Raw genomic sequence first — 17,435 nt, forward strand, 5'->3', positions numbered from 1 at the left:
CCCACCGCACGGGCCATCGTATGCGAGGAGTCCAACCCCCCGGGAGGTGCGTCAGCACGGTATTCCCGTGTCACCCGGGCGGGCACATGGCCCGATAGCACCGTCCACCGGGACAAAACGGTCGGCGGGCCGTCGAGTTGGGTGCGCGGGCGGCCGGATAATCGGATGCCCGCTTCCTCCACCGGCGGAATAATCCGTTCATGGACGAACTCCCCACCGGACTCCCGACGGCGCCGCCCGCCGAGCCGCCCGCCGAACTGCCCACCCTCACCACCGAGCGGCTGGTCCTGCGCTCCCCCCGGGAATCCGACATCGACGCGGTCTTCGCGGCCTGCCAGGACCCGGAGATCCAGCGCTGGACGGTCGTCCCGTCGCCCTACCGCCGCGAGGACGCCGAGTTCTTCGTGCGCGACCTCGCCGCCGAGGGCCGGCGGACGGGGGCGAACCTGGTCTGGGGCGTGTTCGAGCGTGGGTCCGGGGCCCTGGTCGGCTGCCAGGGGCTGGTCCTGCGCGCCGCGGACCGCGGCTGCGCCGAGATCGGCTGGTGGGCCGTGAAGGAGTTCCGCGGCCGCGGCTACACCACCGAGGCCGCCCGCGCCGTCTCCCGCCACGGCCTGCGCGAGCTCGGGCTGCGCCGCCTGGAGTGGCTGGCCTACGTCGGCAACGAGGGCTCGCGCGCGGTCGCCGAGAAGGTCGGCTACCGCTTCGAGGGCACCCTGCGCTCGTACGCCGAGCAGCGCGGCACCTTCCACGACTCCTGGATCGCCTCCCTGCTGCCCGCCGACCTGGCCTGACCAGCGGGCCGGCCCGGCCCGTCCGCCCGTGCCCCGGGGCCGCACCCCGCCCCGGGTCCGCCCTGTCGGTGCCCGGGGCTACGCTCCCCGGCATGACCGCCGCTGCCGCCCGTCCCGCCCCCGTCGCCGTCCTCAGCGCGGACGACGCCCGCCGAATCGCCCTGCGCGCCCAGGGCCTGCTGGGCGCACCGGACCGCCGCGGCGGGGTGCGGGGAGTGCTGCGGCACCTGGGAGCCGTCCAGCTGGACACCATCTCGGTGCTCGCCCGCTCGCACGAGCTGGTGCCGTACGCCCGGCTCGGCGCGGTCGGCCGCCCGGCCGTCGAGGCGGCCTACTGGGGCGGCGGCACGAGCTTCGAGTACTGGTCGCACGCGGCCTGCGTCCTGCCGGTCGAGGAGTGGCCGCTGTTCGCCTTCCGGCGCCGCCGCTACCGCGAGCGCGGCCGGCTCTGGGGCGGCCACGAGGTCACGCCCGAGGCCTACCGCGCGGTCCTCGACAGGCTGCGCGCCGAGGGGCCGTTGACCTCCACCGAGCTGGGCGGCGCCAAGCGGACGGCCGAGTGGTGGGACTGGTCCGACACCAAGATCGCGGTCGAGCAGGCGCTCGCCTTCGGCGACGTGGTCTGCACCGAGCGCCGCAGCTGGAAGCGGGTCTACGCGCTGGCCGAACAGGCCGTCCCGGACGCCCTGTTGAACCAGGACCTCACCGACGCGCAGTGCGTGCGCACCCTGGCCGCCCAGGCCGGCGCCGCGCTCGGCGTCGCCACCCGGGCCGACCTGCTGGACTACCACCGGCTGCGTGCCGAACAGCTGGACCCGGTGCTCGACGACTGCGGGCTCGTCCCGGTCGAGGTGGCCGGCTGGGGCCCGGACGGCTCCCCCGCCCCGGCCTGGGCCGACCCGGCCGCCCTCGCCACCGCCCCGCGCGGACGCCACCGCACCACGCTGCTCTCGCCGTTCGACTCGCTGGTCTGGGACCGCGCCCGCACCGAGCGGATCTTCGGCGTGGCCCACCGCCTGGAGGCCTACACGCCCAGGCACAAGCGGGTGCACGGCTACTTCGCGATGCCGCTGCTGGCCGGCGGCCGACTGGTCGGCCGGGTCGACCCGGCCCGCGAGGGGCGCACCCTGGTCGCCCGCCAGGTCTCCCTGGACGGCGGCCCGGGCCGCGACGCCCGGCACCTGGAGGCACTGGCGACGGCGCTGCGCGAGGCGGCCGCCTGGGTGGGCTGCGAGGAGGTGCGGGTCGGGGTGCTGCACGACGAGCGGCTGCGCCCGGCCCTGGAGGGGCTGCTGGCGGCCGGCTGACGGCGGGCCCCGCGCGGGGGTGCGGGCCCCGGCCGCGTCGGCGGGGCCGGTGGGCGCGGCCGGGGCCGGTGGGCGCGGACGGGCGGGACCGGCCGGGGCGGGCCCCAAGTCCCGCCCCGCTCACCCTATTTCGAGGATCTTCTCCCGCATCGCGTAGACCACGGCCTCCATCCTGGAGTGCAGCTGGAGCTTCTCCAGGATGTTGCGCACGTGGTTCTTCACGGTGTTCTCGCTGATGAACAGCTCCTTCGCGATCTCCCGGTTGTTCATCCCGGTCGCCACCAGCTTGAGCACCTCCAGCTCCCGGTCGGTGAGCCGGGGCGCGGGGACGAGGTCCCGGTCGTCGGAACGGCGCTGGATCATCGACTTGAACTCGGTGAGCAGCTTGGACGCCATCGAGGGGCTGATCTGCGACTGCCCGTCGGCGACCGCGCGGATCGCGGTGGCGACCTCGTCGGTGGAGATCTCCTTGAGCAGGTAGCCGGTGGCCCCCGCCTTGATCGCCTCGTAGAGGTCGGCCTCCTCGTCGCTTATCGTCAACATAATGATCTTGGTGCTGGGCGCCACGTCCTTGATCGCCGTACAGGCCTCGATCCCGCTGCGGCGCGGCATCCGGACGTCCATGAGGATGATGTCGGGCAGCAGGTCGGCGGCCTTGAGCACCGCCTCGGCGCCGTCCCCCGCCTCGCCGACGACCTTGATGTCCGGCTCCTCCGCGAGGACGATCTCCAGCCCGCGGCGGAACAGCGCGTGGTCGTCCACCACCAGCACGCGGATCGGCTCACCCCGGTGCGGCTCGTACGCGGGCTCCTCCTCGGCCCCCACCGGCAGCCCTGGCCCGGCCCCGGGCCCCAGCCCGAAGTGATCCCCCATCCGCTCCTCCCCCTTCGCGGGTCGTCGTGCGCCAATCATTCCACGCCCCGCCACCGCCACGGTCACCCTCCGATGCCGATTCCCCCGCATCGGGTGACCCCTCCCCCCGGGAGGCGACGCCGTTCGAAACCCCCTGCCCCGCAACGCCGGTGGCCCCCTGCCCCGGCCCGGCGACCCCTGCCCCTGACGCCGGTGACCCCGGCGGCCGCGGCCGCCGGGGTCACCCCTGCATCGCTGTTCGGTCGGTCAGTCCTCGTCGTCGGCCCCGCCGATGGCGCCGCCGGCCCCGCCGGCCGGCCCGGCCGACTGGTCGGTCTGCAGGTGGATGACGCCGTAGTGGTAACCGTGCCGGCGGTAGACCACGCTCGGCAGGCCGCTGTCCTTCTCCACGAAGAGGTAGAAGTCGTGGCCGACCAGCTCCATCTCGTAGAGCGCCTGGTCCAGCGCCATGGGGGCGGCCGGGTGCGTCTTCTCCCGGACCACCAGCGGGCCTTCGCCCTCCACCTCCAGGGATCCCATCTTGGTCTTGCGGACGGCTCCGTTCGCCGCGCCCTCCGGCGCCTGCGCCTCCGGGAGCGCGGCCAGGGCCGCGGTCGCCTCGGCGACGCTGATCGGGGTGCGGCCGTTGGCGCCGCCCTTGTGCACCCGACGCCGGTCCGCGGACTTGCGCAGCTGCGCGTCGAGCTTCGCCGAGGCCAGGTCGAGCGCCGCGTACGGATCCCCCGCGGCGGCTTCGGCCCGGATCACGGGGCCGCGGCTGCGGAGAGTGATCTCCACCCGATCGGAGCGGTCGGCCTGCCGCGGGTTGTGCTCCTTGGACACCTCGACGTCGAGGCTGATGGCCTTGGCGTCGAACTTCTGGACCTTCTCCAGCTTCTCGGCCACGTGCTCGCGGAACCTCTTGGGCACCTCGGTCTTGCGGCCCTTGACGACGATGTCCACGCAGAACTCCGATCCCTCGTGCTGACGCCGGTCCGGGTGCTACCGGACCGGGCTGAGACCCAGCTGGACCAGCCCGTCCACTGCCGGCCCCCCGTCCCCGCCGCCAGCGGCGGAAACGACTGGCCCTCACCTCACTTCCTCCCCACCAGGGACGTTTGAAACCCCCTGGGCCTTATCGAACACCTCACACGGGATTTTCGCCTCCCCAGGCGACAGGGAGGGTATGACCCGATACTGCGGCCGGACGGTCAAGCCAGTCCACCCTGTCTACCCCCTCCTGGGTGAAGTAAGGGTAAATACCTGGACAACGCCCCCCGTACGGCCGATCCTGTGCTGACTCTCCGTGCCTGCCGCCGCCAGGAGCAGCCGTGCCGCCGTTCCCCTCCCCCGCCCGCCCGCCGTCCGCCCCGGGGCCGTTCGGCCAGGCGCTGGCCGGCCTGCTGGACGTCCTGCTGCCCGCCGACTGCGCGGGCTGCGGCAGCGAGGGCAGCCAGCTCTGCCCGGCCTGCCGGCGGGCGCTGGCCCTCGCCCGGCCGGCCCCCACCCCGCTGCCCTGGACGCACGCCGCCGCGCCGTACGCCGGGCCGGTCCGGCAGCTGCTGCTCGCCCACAAGGAACGGGGCGCGCTGCGGCTGGCCGGCCCGCTCGGCGAGGCGCTCGGCCGGGCGGTGCGCTCCGCCCTGGGGGCGCGGGCCGGAGCCGCGCCGCTGCTGCTGGTCCCGATGCCCTCGGCGCGCTCGGCCGTCCGCGCCCGCGGACACGACCCGACGCTGCGGCTGGCCGGGGCGGCCGCCCGCTCGCTGCGCCGGGCCGGCCTGGACGTCCGGGCCGCACCGCTGCTGCGGCACGCCCGACCGGTCGCCGACCAGGCGGGGCTGAACGCGGCGGAGCGGCGCCGCAACCTGCACCGCGCGCTCACCGTGCTGCCGTGCGCCCGGACCGGGCGCACGGGGCCGGCCGGAGCGGGAACCCTGGCGGGCCGTCACCCGGTGCTGGTGGACGACCTGGTGACCACCGGCGCCAGCCTGGCCGAGGCCGCCCGGGCCCTGGCCGACGCCGGCCTGCCGGCCCGGGCGGGTGCCACCGTCGCGGCCACCGCGCACCCGGCAGCCGGCTGACCGCGCCACCGCTGCCCGTCGGCCGCCGCGGCCGCCAGGGCCACCGCGCCCGGCCGGACGCCCCGTCAGCCCGCGTAGAAGAAGGACCGGGGCTTGTCGATCAGCGAGGTCTCCCGCCACTGGTTGCTGACCAGGCGGAAGGCCTTGAGCTCGCTCGGCTTGCCGTCCGCCTGCTTGACCTCGCCCATCGCGAGCACCGGCGGCGCCTGGGTCAGGCTGTCCCCCCGGGACTCCGAGGCGGCGACGGTCACCATGCTCTCGGCGCTCTGCAGCTGGGTGTCCGTGCTCTGCGAGCCGTCGGTGCTGATGAAGTACAGCTGCTGGGTGCGGTCGGCCTCCTTGCCGAGCACGAGCAGCTGGTCGGCCTCCGCCCAGGACACCGAGGCGATGTCGGTGAGCGTCGGGGCGGCCCGGCGCAGGTTGGTGATCTTCACGGTCGGCGCCTGCGGGGTGCCGCCGTGCACCACCAGCCCGAACCACAGCGAGCGGACGGCCGAGCCCTGGGTCCGGGCCACCAGGGCCACCCGGGCGCCGTCCGAGGAGATCTTCAGCGCCTGCACGGTCTGCCCGGGGATGTCGTCGACGGGCACGGTGTACGACTTCGCGCCGCGCACCATCACCACCCGCGGGGCCTGCTTGTTGCGGTCCACCACCCAGAGGTCGCCGCGGCCGTCCCAGGTCGGCGAGGCGAAGCCGTCCTCCTTGTCGCCGCCCTTGGCCGGCGAGCTGAGCACCGGCTCGCCCATCGCCACCGTGCTGTCCGCCAGCGGCAGCGACCAGACCTGGTGGCCGTCCTCGCTGATCGCGGCGGCCTGGGAGCCGCTGCGGCTGACCGCCAGGGCGCCGAGCGGCGGCTTGGTGTTCGACTGCGGTTTGCCGAGGACGCCGCGGACCGGCTCCCAGGTGTGGGTCTCGTCGGTGGCCACCAGGGCGCCGTCGGCCCGCTGGTAGTACTGGGTCGCGGGGGTCGGCCCGGCCAGGGCGCCGGGCCCGGTGGCCGGCACGTCGTCGCGGCCTGCGGTGCAGGAGCCGCGCGGCCCCTTCAGCTCCAGCCGGGAGAACTGGCCCTTGCCCTGGTCCGCGAGGGTGTAGAAGAGCTGGGTCGCCATCCGCCGGCAGGTCATCGGCTCGCCGAGGTCCGCCCCGGCGAGCTGCACGTGGACGGTCCGGCCGTCGTCGATGGTCACCGGCCCGACCTTGGCACCGGCCGGGAACGCCGTGCGGACCACCGGCGAGAGCCACGTCGAGGGCCCGTCGGCCACCGCCTGGGCCGCCGAGGCCATCGGGTCCACCCGGCGCCGCAGGTAGATCGGGTCGGCGACCAGCACCTCCTGGCCGGTGTTCCCGGAGGCCACCGCCGAGGTGTCGGGCGCGGTGTAGAAGAACCGCTCGACCTGCCGGAAGCTGTTCCGGAAGTTGGCCTCGTTCATGATCACGCCGGACGGCAGCCGGTCGATCCGCCACTCGCCGTCCTTGCGGACGAAGGCGAACTCGGAGGGGTTGTTGTTCTGCCCGGCGACCAGCCGGTACGAGTGCTTGCCGTCGACCTCGGCCACCACCTGCCCGGTCACCTGCAACGACGCCGTGGTGTCCGTCTCGGTGACGTCCTGGGCCGGCGGAATGCTCGTGTACGCGAGCACCTGGATCCGCTCCTCGGGCTTCCACTCCGCGGCGGCGCTCTCGGTGAGGTACTTGCGCGCGGTGTCGTACCCCTCGTCGGCCGTCACCGCGTCCAGGAACCCGTTCAGCAGCTCGCGCGGCTTGGCCCCCCGCGCGGGCGGCACCGGGTAGACCCGGGCCTGGAGGTTCTTGTCCGCCGGGCCCTGGGACAGCTCCACCCTGGTGATGCCGCCGGATTCCGGCATGGCCGCGCAGCCGCTCGCCACCAGGGCGCCGAGCAGTCCGCCGACCACCGCGAGGAGCCGCGGCTCAGTCCTGTAGCTCGTCCTTCGCACGCTGCGACCCCTCCGCGTCCGTCGTCCCACCCGTCGCGTCCGGCTCCGCCGTCCGCTGTGCCACCGACGGCCGTCCCGGCGTCGGGTCCACCATCACCTGGGCACCGGTGGCCCCGTACCCGCCGGCCGTCCACACGTCCGAGGGGTCCGAGCGGGGCCCCTCCGGCAGCCGGCGCCGGCCCAGCCCGGGCCCGATGTTCAGCACCCCGCCCAGCCCGCTGCCCAGGCCGTTGCCCCCGGCCTCCGGCGTCTCGGTGTGCTCCTCGACCGCGGAGGCCGCCGTCGAGCCGGCCGGGCTGATCGCCCGCCGGTACGGCGTGCCCTGGGCGCCCAGGCCCCGGTTGTTGCGGGAGTCCTCGGGCTCCAGCCGGAACGGCGCCCGGCTGATCTCCCCGCCGCGGGTGCGCGGCAGGGTGAGCCGGAAGTGCGAGCCGCCGCCGGGCTCGCCCCAGGCCTGGAGCCAGCCGCCGTGCAGGTGGGCGTCCTCGACCGCGATGGACAGGCCGAGGCCGGTGCCGCCGGTGGTCCGCACCCGGGACGGGTCGGCCCGCCAGAAGCGGTGGAACACCCGGGACGCCTCGCCCGGCTTGAGGCCGATGCCGTAGTCGCGCACGCCGACCGCGACGGCGCCGTCCGCGGAGCCCAGCCGGACCACCACGTCCCGGCCCTCGCCGTGCTCCAGCGCGTTGACCACCAGGTTGCGCAGGATCCGCTCGATCCGGCGGGAGTCCACCTCGGCCAGCACCGGCTCGCCGTCGCCGCGGATCACCACGGCGCTGCCCTTGGCCTCGGCGAGCGGCTCGGCGGCCTCCACCACCCGGGCGACGATCTCGCGCAGGTCGACCGGCTCGGCGTCCAGGATCGCGGCGCCGGCGTCGAAGCGGCTGATCTCCAGCAGGTCGGCGAGCAGCGACTCGAAGCGGTCCAGCTGGCCCTGGAGCAGCTCCGCCGAACGGGCCGCCATCGGGTCCAGGTCCTCGCGGCTGTCGTAGATGAGGTCGGCGGCCATCCGGACCGTGGTCAGCGGGGTGCGCAGCTCGTGCGAGACGTCCGAGACGAACCGCCGCTGCACCCGGGACAGCTCCTCCAGCTGGCGGATCTGCGCCTGGAGGGCGTTCGCCATCCGGTTGAAGGACTCCCCGAGGCGGGCGATGTCGTCCGTGCCGGTGACCTTCATCCGCTCTTCCAGGTGCCCGTCGGCGAGCCGCTCGGAGATCCCGGCGGCCATCCGGACCGGGGTGACCACCTGGCGCACCACGACCCAGGCGATGCCGCCCATCAGGATCACCACGAACACCCCGGCGGTCGCCAGGGTGCCGGTGACCAGGTTGAGGGTGTCCGTCTCCTGGCCGAAGGAGAACACGTAGTACAGCTGGTACGGCGTCCCGGCCGGGCCGGTGAACTGCATGCCGAGGGCCAGCCCTGGCTCGGACCGGGTGCTGCTCTCGGACGAGTGGTGGATCCGGGTCGGCTGGTCGAACATCTGGTTGGGCTCGGCGGCCAGCTTGGCCCGCAGGGAGTCCGGGATGCTGATCGGCTGGATGTCGCCCGAGTAGCGCGGCGCGAAGCCGGCCGCGTCGGGGACGACCGGGCCGGTGCCGGGGGCCATCGCGATCACCGAGTAGACCGTCTGCCCGCTCCCGGCCAGGTCGTTGACCTGCCGCAGCAGCCAGGTGCCGGGCTCGTCCACGGCCGGGTCGGCGGTGCCCCGGAGCTTCTGGTCCCGGGCCTCGTCGATCTTCTTCTGCTCGACCTGGAAGCCGATCCGGGCCTGCGCGCGGGCGGCGTCCGTCTTGGTGCCGAGCAGACCGTTGCGCACCTGCGCCACCACGACCACGCCCAGCACCACGACGACCACGATGGACGCCAGCAGGGACACCGCGACCACGCGCACCTGGATCGACCGGCGGTACAGCGCGGCCACCCGGTGCACCGGCTTGCGCAGCTGACGCTTCACCAGCCCCACCGCGGCGGAAGGGCCTCGCCGGCGGCGGGTGGTCGAACTCAGCACGTCGCCGCGCACGGCGCCGGCCCCGTCGGCCGCGCTATCCGACGGGGTGTCCTCTGCCCGGTCCGTCACGTCAGCTGGGTCCGGCCTTGTAGCCGACGCCGCGGACGGTCACCACGATCTCGGGGCGCTCCGGATCCTTCTCGATCTTGGAACGCAGGCGCTGCACATGGACGTTGACCAGACGGGTGTCCGCCGCGTGGCGGTAGCCCCAGACCTGCTCCAGCAGCACCTCGCGGGTGAACACCTGCCAGGGCTTGCGGGCCAGCGCGACCAGCAGGTCGAACTCCAGCGGGGTCAGCGGGATGCCCCGGCCGTCCCGCTTCACCGAGTGGCCGGCCACGTCGATCACCAGGTCGCCGATGGTCAGCTGCTCGGGCGTGGGCTCCTCGGCGCGGCGCAGCCGGGCGCGCACCCGGGCCACCAGCTCCTTGGGCTTGAACGGCTTGGTGACGTAGTCGTCGGCACCCGACTCCAGGCCCACCACGACGTCGACCGTGTCGGTCTTCGCGGTCAGCATGACGATCGGGATGCCGGACTCCGCCCGGATCTGCCGGCAGACGTCGATGCCGTCCCGGCCGGGCAGCATCAGGTCGAGCAGGACCAGGTCGGGCTTCGTCTCCCGGAACGCGGCTAGCGCCCTGTCCCCATCCGCGACGAAAAACGGCTCAAAACCCTCACCACGCAGCACGATGCCGAGCATCTCGGCCAGTGCGGAGTCGTCATCAACGACGAGGACGCGTCCCTTCATGCGTCCATCTTCTCATTACCGGATTGTGACCTGCCGCACAGCAGTGCCCATACTCCAGAACGGCCAACTCCCCCACCGGTGCATTCCGGCCATACCGGGCGAATGCTCCCGCCGGGCGCGCCTCCGGGCCCCCTCCACCCCCGCCGCGGACCACCACCCGGCCCGCCGTGGAGCACCGTTGCCGATCAGCAACCGGATCGCATGGGGGCGGTTTCCGGCCCCATGGCACGATGGGCGCTGCGCGCGGGCGGAAGATCCGTTCGCCGTCGCCCCCGTCCGCCCTCCGAGGAGCAGTGATGACCGACACCCCGGGCTGGGCCCCGCCCAGCTCGTCCGAGCCGCCCCGCGACGGTGCCAGGCCCCCGGCCGACGCTCCCGCCGCCGTGCCCGGGCCGTCGGCACCACCCCAGGGCGCCCCCGGCTGGACCGGCCCGTCCGACGCCCCCCGCAGCAGCACCCCGCAGGGCCCGCAGTGGGGCCGGCAGCCCTCCGGCGGCCACCGCCCGTACGGCTGGGGCGCCCCGGCGAGCCCCAAGCCGGGCGTCATCCCGCTGCGCCCGCTGAGCTTCGGCGAACTGCTGGACGGCGCCGTCACCACCGTCCGCCGGCACTGGCGCACCGTGCTCGCGCTCTCGCTCGGGTTCGCCGTCCTCGCCCAGGCCGGCACCGTGGTGGTCAACCTGCTGGTCAAGGGCAAGACCGGCGAGGCCACCCAGACCCTGCGTCTGGTGGCCGGGCTGCCGCTGGAACTGCTGCTCAACGTCTTCGCCACCGCGCTGCTCACCATCGTGGTCAGCCGCGCCGTGCTCGGCCGCTCGGCCAGCGCCGGGGAGGCCTGGCGCGACGCCCGCCCCCGGCTGCTCCAGCTGCTCGGGCTGACGCTGCTCACCGTCCTGCTCGGCCCCGGCGTGGTCCTGCTCGGCTTCCTCCCGCTGATCGGCTACGCGCTGGCCGGCGCGGGCTCCGTCGGCGTCTCCGGCCTGCTCACCCTGGTCGGCCTGCTGAGCGTGCCGGCCGCCGTCTGGCTGTGGATCCGCTTCAGCCTCTCCGCCCCCGCCCTGATGCTGGAGAAGCAGGGCGTGCTGACCGCCCTCTCGCGCTCGCGGCGCCTGGTCGGCGGCGCCTGGTGGCGGGTCTTCGGCATCACCCTGCTGGGCCACGTGCTGGCGCTCGTCGTCGCGATGGTCGTCATGGTCCCGTTCCAGTTCGTCGGCCTGGCGCTGGGCCTGGAGAACCTCGACGCCCAGGGCCTGCCGGACACCGCCGACCAGGGCGTCGCCCTGGTGGTCCTGCTGGCGGTCGCCGGGATCATCGCCGGCACCTTCACCACCCCGTTCCTGGCCGCCGTCGGCGTGCTGGTCTACATCGACCAGCGGATCCGCCGCGAGGCCCTGGACATCGAGCTCGCCCGCGCGGCCGGGCTGCCCGGGCACGGCGCCGCCGGCGCCGGCCGGGGCGCTCCCGGCGACCCGACCCCTGCGGGGCGCTGAGCCGGATGGCCAACTGGGGGGAACGGCTCCTCGCCGCGGGCGGCGCACCGGTCACCGTGCCGCGCGACCCGGCGCGCGACGCCGCCCGCGACGAGCTGCTCGACGCGGAGTACCACAAGCACGACCCGTCCGTGCTGCAGCGCATCACCGACTGGATCTACGACCACCTCGCCGGCGCGCTCGACAGCATCTCCGGCAGCGGCACCACCGGCACCACCGGGCTGATCCTCTTCCTGGTCGTCGCGGTGCTGATCGGCGGCGCGCTCTGGTGGCGCCTCGGCGCGCCCCGCCGGGCCGCCCGCACCGTCCAGGACGTGTACGGCGCCGACGGCCCGCGCAGCGCCGACCAGTACCGGGCGGACGCCGCCGCCCACGCCGCCGCCGGCCGCTGGACGGAAGCCGTCCGCGAGCAGATGCGCGCCCTGGTGCGCGCCCTGGAGGAGCGCACCCTGCTCGACACCCGCCCCGGCCGCACCGCCGACGAGGCCGCCGCCGAGGCCGGCCGGGCGCTGCCCGGGCACGCCGCCGCACTGGCCGCGGCCGCCCGCACCTTCGACGACATCGCGTACGGCGAGCGCACCGCCGGCCAGGACGCGTACCGGCTGCTGCACGAACTCGACCGGACGCTGGAGCGCACCCGTCCGGCCCTCGCCCCCGACGCCGACGGCCCCGCCCCGGCCCCGACCGCCCCGGCCCCGGGAGGAGCGGCATGACCAGTCCCGTCCCCTCCCCCGCGGCTACGGCCGCCGGAGCGCCCACCGCCGCGCCGACCAGCCTCGCCCCGAGCGGGCGCGGCCTGTGGCGCCGGGCCCGCTGGTACCTGGCCGTCCTCGCCGCCCTGCTGATCGGCGCAGCCGCCGTCTCCGCCCTCGGCCAGGACCGCCGCTACCCGCCGCTGGACCCGCGCTCGTACGACCGCGACGGCAGCCACGCCGTCGTCGCCCTGCTCGAACGCCAGGGCCTCAAGGCCGAGTTCACCACCGACCCGACCGCCGCCCCGGCCGGCCCGGACACCCTCGTGCTGCCCGAGCCCGACCTGCTCAGCCCCGCCCAGCTGCGGGCCGTCGCCGCCGCCCGGCACCGGCGGCTCGTCCTGGTCGTGCCCGGCCCGACGGCGCTCACCGCGCTCGCCCCCGGCATCCGGCAGTCCGACGACGCGGGCGGCCTGCCGTACGCCCCCGTCCGCTCCACCGCGCCGGACTGCCCGCTCACCGAGGCCGCCCGGGCCGGCAGCGCCCAGCAGGGCGGCATGCTCTACACCAGCGGCAGCCGCGGCCAGGGCTGCTACTCCCGCGGCCACGGCTACCCGCTGGTCGTCCTCCCGGCCGGCGACGGCGACCGCGAGGTCGTCGTGCTCGGCAGCGGCGCCTTCCTGCACAACGGCGAGCTCGCCAAGGACGGCAACGCCTCCCTCGCGCTCGGCCTGCTCGGCTCGCAGCCGCACCTCACCTGGCACCTGCCGGACTACTCCGCCCCGCTCCCCGAGGACGCCCGCACCCGGTCCTTCGGCGACTTCCTGCCGAGCGGCTGGCACTGGGCCGGCTACCAGCTCGCCGTCGCCGCCGTGCTCGCCGCCCTCTGGCGCGGACGCCGGCTCGGCCCGGTCGTCAGCGAGAACCTGCCCGTGGTGGTCCGCGCCGCCGAGACCACCGAGGGCCGCGCCCGGCTGTACCGGCGCGCCAGGGCCCGCGGCCGCGCCGCCGAAGCGCTGCGCGGCGCCACCGTCCACCGCCTCGCGCCCGCCCTCGGCATCCCGCTCCGGGCCGGCGCACCCGACCCCGACGCGCTCTGCGTCGCCGTGGCCGACCGGCTGCCCGACCGGCCCGCCGGGGACGTCCGGGCCCTGCTGTACGGCCCGCCCCCCACCGACGACGCCGCGCTGCTGCGGCTCGCCGACGACCTCGACGCCCTCGAAAGGCAGGTACGGAACCCGTGACCGACCAGGCAACCGCCCAGCTCCGCTCCGTCCCCGGCACGGCACCCGCTACCCCCGCCACCGACCCGCGCGCCGCACTGACCGCGCTGCGCGCCGAGATCGGCAAGGCCGTGGTCGGCCAGGACGCCGCCGTCACCGGGCTCGTCGTCGCCCTGCTCTGCGGCGGCCACGTGCTGCTGGAGGGCGTCCCCGGCGTCGCCAAGACCCTGCTGGTGCGCACCCTGTCCACCGCGCTCAGCCTGGAGACCAAGCGCATCCAGTTCACCCCCGACCTGATGCCCGGAGACGTCACCGGCTCGCTCGTCTACGACGCCCGCACCGCCGAGTTCTCCTTCCAGCCCGGCCCGGTCTTCACCAACCTGCTGCTCGCCGACGAGATCAACCGCACCCCGCCGAAGACCCAGGCCGCCCTGCTGGAGGCCATGGAGGAGCGCCAGGTCACGGTGGACGGCGTACCGCGCGCGCTGCCCGTCCCGTTCCTGGTCGCCGCGACCCAGAACCCGGTCGAGTACGAGGGCACCTACCCCCTGCCCGAGGCCCAGCTGGACCGCTTCCTGCTCAAGCTGGTCCTGCCGCTGCCCGACCGCGACCAGGAGTTCCAGGTGCTCTCCCGGCACGCCGCCGGCTTCGACCCGCGCGACCTCGCCGCGGCCGGCGTCCGCCCGGTCGCCGGGCCCGAGCACCTGGCCGCCGCCCGTGAGCAGATCGCCAAGCTGACCGTCTCCCCCGAGGTCCTCGCCTACATCGTCGACCTCTGCCGGGCCACCCGGCAGTCCCCGTCGCTGTCCATCGGCGTCTCCCCGCGCGGCGCCACCGCCCTGCTCGCCGCCTCCCGCGCGTGGGCCTGGCTGGCCGGCCGCGACTACGTCACCCCGGACGACGTCAAGGCGCTCGCCCTGCCCACCCTGCGGCACCGGATCGCGCTGCGGGCCGAGGCCGAGATGGAGGGCGTCACCGCCGACTCCGTCATCCAGGCCGTCCTCACCCAGACGCCCGCCCCGCGCTGACCCCGGCCACCCACCGGCACCGACCCGTACCCCACCGCACCGCCCGTACCGGCCCCGTACCGGCCCTCCGGCCCACGGACCGCCGGCGCACGGGCTTCCGAAGGAGCGCACCGCATGGCCCTCACCGGGCGAACCGCCCTGCTCGCCGCACTCGGCGCGCTCGTCGTGGGCCTGCTGCTGCCGTCCTGGACCGGGATCGGCCTGGTGACCGGCGCGGTACTGGCCGCCGTCGCGGTGGACCTGGTGCTCGCCGCCCCGGTCCGCACCCTGCGGTTCGGGCGGGGCGGCGACACCACCGTCCGGCTCGGCGAGCCCGCCACGGTCGAACTCACCGTCACCAACCCCTCCGGCCGACCGCTGCGGGGCCTGGTCCGCGACGCCTGGGCCCCGTCCGCCTGGCGCCCCGGCACCGCCGGGACGGCCTCCCGGCACGCCCTCGCCCTCCCCGGCGGCGAACGGCGCCGGATCACCACCGTGCTCACCCCCACCCGCCGCGGCGACCACCACGCCCACCGGGTGACGGTCCGCTCCCTCGGCCCGCTGGGCCTGGCCGGCCGCCAGGGCTCGCACCTCGTCCCCTGGACGGTCCGCGCGCTGCCCCCGTTCGCCAGCCGCAAGCACCTGCCCTCCCGGCTCGCCCGGCTGCGCGAGCTCGACGGCCGCACCTCGGTGCTGACCCGCGGCCAGGGCACCGAGTTCGACTCCCTGCGCGAGTACCTGCCCGGCGACGACGTCCGCTCCATCGACTGGCGCGCCAGCGCCCGCCGCAACACCGTCGCCGTCCGCACCTGGCGCCCCGAACGCGACCGGCACATCCTCGTCGTCCTCGACACCGGCCGCACCTCGGCCGGCCGGGTCGGCGACGCCCCGCGCCTGGACGCCGCCCTCGACGCCGCCCTGCTGCTCACCGCCCTCGCCACCCGGGCCGGCGACCGGGTCGACCTGCTCGCCCACGACTCCCGCAAGCGCGTCGCCGTGGCCGGCAGCTCCGCCCACGAGGTGCTGCCCGCCTTCACCAACGCGATGGCCGCGCTGGAGCCCGCGCTGCACGAGACCGACATGCGCTCGCTGGTCGCCACCGCGCTCAAGATGGCGCCGCACCGCTCGCTGATCGTGCTGCTCACCGGCCTCGACGCGGCCCCGGTCGAGGACGGCCTGCGGCCGCTGCTGCCGATGCTCACCAAGCGCCACGAGGTCGTCCTCGCCTCGGTCGCCGACCCGCAGCTGGACGTCCTCGCGGCCGGGCGCGGCACCCTGGAGGCCGTGTACGGAGCCGCGGCCGCGGAGCAGACCCGGGCCGACCGCCGGGCCACCGCCGAGCACCTCACCCGCCACGGCGTCACCGTCCTGGACGCCCCGCCGGCCCGGATCGCCCCGGTCCTGGCCGACACCTACCTGGCCCTGAAGGCCGCCGGGCGGCTCTGACGCCCGAGGCCACGGCGCCCGGCCGGGATCAGGGCCCCCGGCGCTCCCTCAGCACGGCGTTGAGCCGCGCCGCCTGACGGGTCAGATGGTCCCGCTCGGGCAGGCTGGGCGCCTGGTGCGCCGCCTCCGCGTACAGCCGGGCCGCCACCGCCAGGTCCCCGTCGCGCTCGTGGAGGTACGCCGCCACCGCCGCGTACCTGGGCAGCCCGTCGTCCAGCTCGGCGAGCGCCGCCAGCCCGGCGCGCGGGCCGTCCGCCTCGCCGACCGCCACCGCGCGGTTGAGCCGCGCCACCGGGCTGGCGGTCAGCCGGACCAGCTCGTCGTACCACTCGACGATCTGGACCCAGTCCGTCTCACCCGCGGTGGGCGCGTCGGCGTGCAGCGCGGCGATGGCCGCCTGGGCCTGGAACTCGCCCAACCGGTCCCGGGCCAGGGCCGCCTGGAGGATCCCCACGCCCTCGGCGATCAGCCCGGTGTCCCACCGGCCGCGGTCCTGCTCGGCCAGCGGCACCAGCGCGCCGTCGGGCGTGGTCCGGCCGGCCCGCCGGGCGTGGTGCAGCAGCATCAGCGCCAGCAGCCCCGCCACCTCGGGGTGGTCGATCACCGCCGCGAGCTGCCGGGTGAGCCGGATCGCCTCGGCCGCGAGGTCGAGATCGCCGGAGTAGCCCTCGTTGAAGACCAGGTACAGGACCCGCAGCACGGTGGCGACGTCCCCCGGCTGGTCGAGCCTGACGGCCGCGACGGTCCGCTTGGCCCGGCTGATGCGCTGCGCCATGGTCGCCTCGGGCACCAGGTAGGCCCGGGCGATCTGGCGGGTGGTCAGCCCGCCCACCGCGCGCAGGGTCAGCGCCACCGCCGACGACGGTGTCAACGACGGGTGGGCGCACAGGAAGTAGAGCTGGAGCGTGTCGTCCACGGCCGCCGCGGGACCCGGCTCCGGCTCCTGGTCGACCAGGTCCTCCCGACGCCGCCGGGCGGCCTCCGACCGGGTCGCGTCCAGGAACTTGCGCCAGGCCACGGTGACCAGCCAGCCCTTGGCATCGCGCGGCTGCTCGGCCGGCCAGAGCCGCACCGCCTCGACCAGCGCCTCCTGGACGGCGTCCTCGGCCGCCGCGAAGCCTGCTCCGCGGCGGACGAGGACACCGATCACGCCGGGGATGAGGCTCCGCAGCAGGGCCTCGTCCATCGGAGAGCTCACTCGGTGACGGTCGGCATCTCGACCAGGAGCGGCCGCAGCTCAAGCCACTCGTGGATCGGCTTGCCGCCCGCGCCCGGAGCCGCCGACAGCTGCCCGGCCACCTCGACGGCCCGCTCGTAGCTGTCGACGTCGATCAGCATCCAGCCGGCGATCAGGTCCTTGGTCTCGGCGAACGGACCGTCGGTGACCGGCGGACGGCCCTCGCCGTCGTACCGCACCCACGTCCCCTCGGGCGCGACCGCCTGGCCGTCGACGAACTCGCCGGTCTTCTCCAGCTCGGCCGCGAGGTCGTGCATGAACGTGATGTGCGCCGTGACCTCCTCCGGCGTCCACTGGTCCATCGGCACGCAGTTGACCGGCTCCGGGGCACCCCGGTAGTGCTTCAGCAGCAGGTACTTGGCCATCGTCTTCTCCTCGGATCCTCGGAACCGGTGCGACCTCATTGTCGCCGCGTTCACCCCGGGGACGGTGCCGGTCCCCGGTTCTCGACACGACCGACCAAGACTCTTTCCGGCCGTCGGGGGCGCGAGGCCGGCCCGGAAATGCGAAGAGCCCCTGATCCGAAGGGATCAGGGGCTCTTCTGAAGAATTGTTCGGCGGCGTCCTACTCTCCCACAGGGTCCCCCCTGCA

The 17,435-nt window shown here is 75.4% G+C and carries 15 protein-coding genes; 8 read left to right on the plus strand and 7 right to left on the minus strand.

Going from position 1 to position 17,435, the window contains the following annotated elements:
• Positions 1–200 precede the first annotated feature (200 nt).
• Positions 201–794, plus strand: a complete 594-nt coding sequence (locus tag ACH5AR_RS26980; RefSeq protein ID WP_396304094.1) for a GNAT family N-acetyltransferase — start codon at positions 201–203, stop codon at positions 792–794.
• Positions 795–886: 92 nt separating this feature from the next.
• Positions 887–2,101, plus strand: coding sequence for a winged helix-turn-helix domain-containing protein (locus tag ACH5AR_RS26985; protein WP_396304095.1), 1,215 nt, complete (start codon positions 887–889; stop codon positions 2,099–2,101).
• A gap of 120 nt (positions 2,102–2,221) precedes the next feature.
• Here the strand turns inward: ACH5AR_RS26985 and ACH5AR_RS26990 are convergent, their stop codons facing one another.
• Together ACH5AR_RS26990 and hpf are read right to left on the minus strand one after the other, a co-directional pair.
• A complete protein-coding gene (locus ACH5AR_RS26990; protein ID WP_396304096.1) occupies positions 2,222–2,974 on the minus strand; it encodes a response regulator in 753 nt (250 codons plus the stop codon).
• Positions 2,975–3,220: 246 nt separating this feature from the next.
• Positions 3,221–3,916 (minus strand): ribosome hibernation-promoting factor, HPF/YfiA family, encoded by a 696-nt coding sequence (hpf, locus tag ACH5AR_RS26995; protein ID WP_396304097.1) that lies wholly within the window; start codon positions 3,914–3,916, stop codon positions 3,221–3,223.
• A gap of 368 nt (positions 3,917–4,284) precedes the next feature.
• On the opposite strand from hpf, the gene ACH5AR_RS27000 reads away from it, so the two are divergent.
• Positions 4,285–5,034, plus strand: a complete 750-nt coding sequence (locus tag ACH5AR_RS27000; protein ID WP_396304098.1) for a ComF family protein — start codon at positions 4,285–4,287, stop codon at positions 5,032–5,034.
• Between the two features lie 65 nt (positions 5,035–5,099).
• Here ACH5AR_RS27000 and ACH5AR_RS27005 read toward each other — a convergent pair whose 3' ends face one another.
• The 3 genes from ACH5AR_RS27005 to mtrA form a co-directional block, all read right to left on the minus strand.
• On the minus strand, positions 5,100–6,989 hold the full coding sequence (locus tag ACH5AR_RS27005; RefSeq protein WP_396304099.1) for an LpqB family beta-propeller domain-containing protein: 1,890 nt from the start codon (positions 6,987–6,989) through the stop codon (positions 5,100–5,102).
• Positions 6,964–8,946: an MtrAB system histidine kinase MtrB gene (mtrB, locus tag ACH5AR_RS27010; protein ID WP_396304100.1), complete on the minus strand. Its 1,983-nt coding sequence runs from the start codon at positions 8,944–8,946 to the stop codon at positions 6,964–6,966. The genes ACH5AR_RS27005 and mtrB overlap by 26 nt, the downstream gene beginning before the upstream one ends.
• 124 nt (positions 8,947–9,070) lie before the next feature.
• Entirely contained in the window at positions 9,071–9,748 is a 678-nt protein-coding gene (gene mtrA / locus ACH5AR_RS27015) for an MtrAB system response regulator MtrA (protein WP_030247322.1), read from the minus strand.
• Between the two features lie 296 nt (positions 9,749–10,044).
• Between mtrA and ACH5AR_RS27020 the strand changes: the two genes are divergently transcribed.
• From ACH5AR_RS27020 to ACH5AR_RS27040, 5 genes are all read left to right on the plus strand, one after another.
• Entirely contained in the window at positions 10,045–11,238 is a 1,194-nt protein-coding gene (locus tag ACH5AR_RS27020; protein ID WP_396304101.1) for a hypothetical protein, read from the plus strand.
• A gap of 5 nt (positions 11,239–11,243) precedes the next feature.
• A complete protein-coding gene (locus ACH5AR_RS27025) occupies positions 11,244–11,951 on the plus strand; it encodes a DUF4129 domain-containing protein (protein ID WP_396304102.1) in 708 nt (235 codons plus the stop codon).
• Complete coding sequence (locus ACH5AR_RS27030) at positions 11,948–13,174, plus strand: DUF4350 domain-containing protein (RefSeq protein ID WP_396304103.1); 1,227 nt, start codon at positions 11,948–11,950, stop codon at positions 13,172–13,174. Before ACH5AR_RS27025 ends, ACH5AR_RS27030 begins: the two co-directional genes overlap by 4 nt.
• The gene (locus tag ACH5AR_RS27035; RefSeq protein ID WP_396304104.1) at positions 13,171–14,181 is read left to right on the plus strand and encodes an AAA family ATPase; all 1,011 of its coding nucleotides are present in this window, start codon (positions 13,171–13,173) and stop codon (positions 14,179–14,181) included. Before ACH5AR_RS27030 ends, ACH5AR_RS27035 begins: the two co-directional genes overlap by 4 nt.
• Positions 14,182–14,295: 114 nt before the next feature.
• Positions 14,296–15,606, plus strand: coding sequence for a DUF58 domain-containing protein (locus ACH5AR_RS27040; protein WP_396304105.1), 1,311 nt, complete (start codon positions 14,296–14,298; stop codon positions 15,604–15,606).
• Positions 15,607–15,634: 28 nt separating this feature from the next.
• Here the strand turns inward: ACH5AR_RS27040 and ACH5AR_RS27045 are convergent, their stop codons facing one another.
• Entirely contained in the window at positions 15,635–16,792 is a 1,158-nt protein-coding gene (locus ACH5AR_RS27045; RefSeq protein WP_396304112.1) for an RNA polymerase sigma factor, read from the minus strand.
• Between the two features lie 8 nt (positions 16,793–16,800).
• Positions 16,801–17,208: a YciI family protein gene (locus ACH5AR_RS27050; RefSeq protein WP_396304106.1), complete on the minus strand. Its 408-nt coding sequence runs from the start codon at positions 17,206–17,208 to the stop codon at positions 16,801–16,803.
• Positions 17,209–17,435 lie beyond the last annotated feature (227 nt).

Origin of the sequence: Kitasatospora sp. NPDC018619 (genome assembly GCF_044391605.1) — a bacterium.
Classification (GTDB): Bacteria; Actinomycetota; Actinomycetes; order Streptomycetales; family Streptomycetaceae; genus Kitasatospora.